The sequence below is a fragment of the Pantoea dispersa genome, from assembly GCF_014155765.1.
In the GTDB taxonomy this organism is placed as follows: domain Bacteria; phylum Pseudomonadota; class Gammaproteobacteria; order Enterobacterales; family Enterobacteriaceae; genus Pantoea; species Pantoea dispersa.
In genome coordinates this window covers 1-1,604 of the sequence record NZ_SCKT01000026.1, presented here as the reverse complement: position 1 = coordinate 1,604, position 1,604 = coordinate 1, and the positions used below count along the sequence as shown (strand labels likewise).

Genomic DNA, 1,604 nt, shown 5'->3' with positions numbered 1-1,604 from the left:
TTAAATTGAAGAGTTTGATCATGGCTCAGATTGAACGCTGGCGGCAGGCCTAACACATGCAAGTCGAACGGCAGCACAGAAGAGCTTGCTCTTTGGGTGGCGAGTGGCGGACGGGTGAGTAATGTCTGGGAAACTGCCCGATGGAGGGGGATAACTACTGGAAACGGTAGCTAATACCGCATAACGTCGCAAGACCAAAGTGGGGGACCTTCGGGCCTCACACCATCGGATGTGCCCAGATGGGATTAGCTAGTAGGTGGGGTAATGGCTCACCTAGGCGACGATCCCTAGCTGGTCTGAGAGGATGACCAGCCACACTGGAACTGAGACACGGTCCAGACTCCTACGGGAGGCAGCAGTGGGGAATATTGCACAATGGGCGCAAGCCTGATGCAGCCATGCCGCGTGTATGAAGAAGGCCTTCGGGTTGTAAAGTACTTTCAGCGGGGAGGAAGGCGGTGAGGTTAATAACCTCGCCGATTGACGTTACCCGCAGAAGAAGCACCGGCTAACTCCGTGCCAGCAGCCGCGGTAATACGGAGGGTGCAAGCGTTAATCGGAATTACTGGGCGTAAAGCGCACGCAGGCGGTCTGTTAAGTCAGATGTGAAATCCCCGGGCTTAACCTGGGAACTGCATTTGAAACTGGCAGGCTTGAGTCTCGTAGAGGGGGGTAGAATTCCAGGTGTAGCGGTGAAATGCGTAGAGATCTGGAGGAATACCGGTGGCGAAGGCGGCCCCCTGGACGAAGACTGACGCTCAGGTGCGAAAGCGTGGGGAGCAAACAGGATTAGATACCCTGGTAGTCCACGCCGTAAACGATGTCGACTTGGAGGTTGTGCCCTTGAGGCGTGGCTTCCGGAGCTAACGCGTTAAGTCGACCGCCTGGGGAGTACGGCCGCAAGGTTAAAACTCAAATGAATTGACGGGGGCCCGCACAAGCGGTGGAGCATGTGGTTTAATTCGATGCAACGCGAAGAACCTTACCTGGCCTTGACATCCAGAGAACTTAGCAGAGATGCTTTGGTGCCTTCGGGAACTCTGAGACAGGTGCTGCATGGCTGTCGTCAGCTCGTGTTGTGAAATGTTGGGTTAAGTCCCGCAACGAGCGCAACCCTTATCCTTTGTTGCCAGCGGTTCGGCCGGGAACTCAAAGGAGACTGCCGGTGATAAACCGGAGGAAGGTGGGGATGACGTCAAGTCATCATGGCCCTTACGGCCAGGGCTACACACGTGCTACAATGGCGCATACAAAGAGAAGCGACCTCGCGAGAGCAAGCGGACCTCATAAAGTGCGTCGTAGTCCGGATTGGAGTCTGCAACTCGACTCCATGAAGTCGGAATCGCTAGTAATCGTAGATCAGAATGCTACGGTGAATACGTTCCCGGGCCTTGTACACACCGCCCGTCACACCATGGGAGTGGGTTGCAAAAGAAGTAGGTAGCTTAACCTTCGGGAGGGCGCTTACCACTTTGTGATTCATGACTGGGGTGAAGTCGTAACAAGGTAACCGTAGGGGAACCTGCGGTTGGATCACCTCCTTACCTGAAGATACTTTCCCGCGAAGTGCTCACACAGATTGTCTGATAGAAAAGTAACGAGCA

Annotated in this window: 1 rRNA gene; it reads left to right on the top strand. The window is 54.6% G+C overall.

Annotation, left to right across the window (positions count from 1 at the left end):
- Nucleotides 1-2 precede the first annotated feature (2 nt).
- Nucleotides 3-1,544: ribosomal RNA gene (locus H7K56_RS23115) — 16S ribosomal RNA — on the top strand.
- Nucleotides 1,545-1,604: the final 60 nt, after the last annotated feature.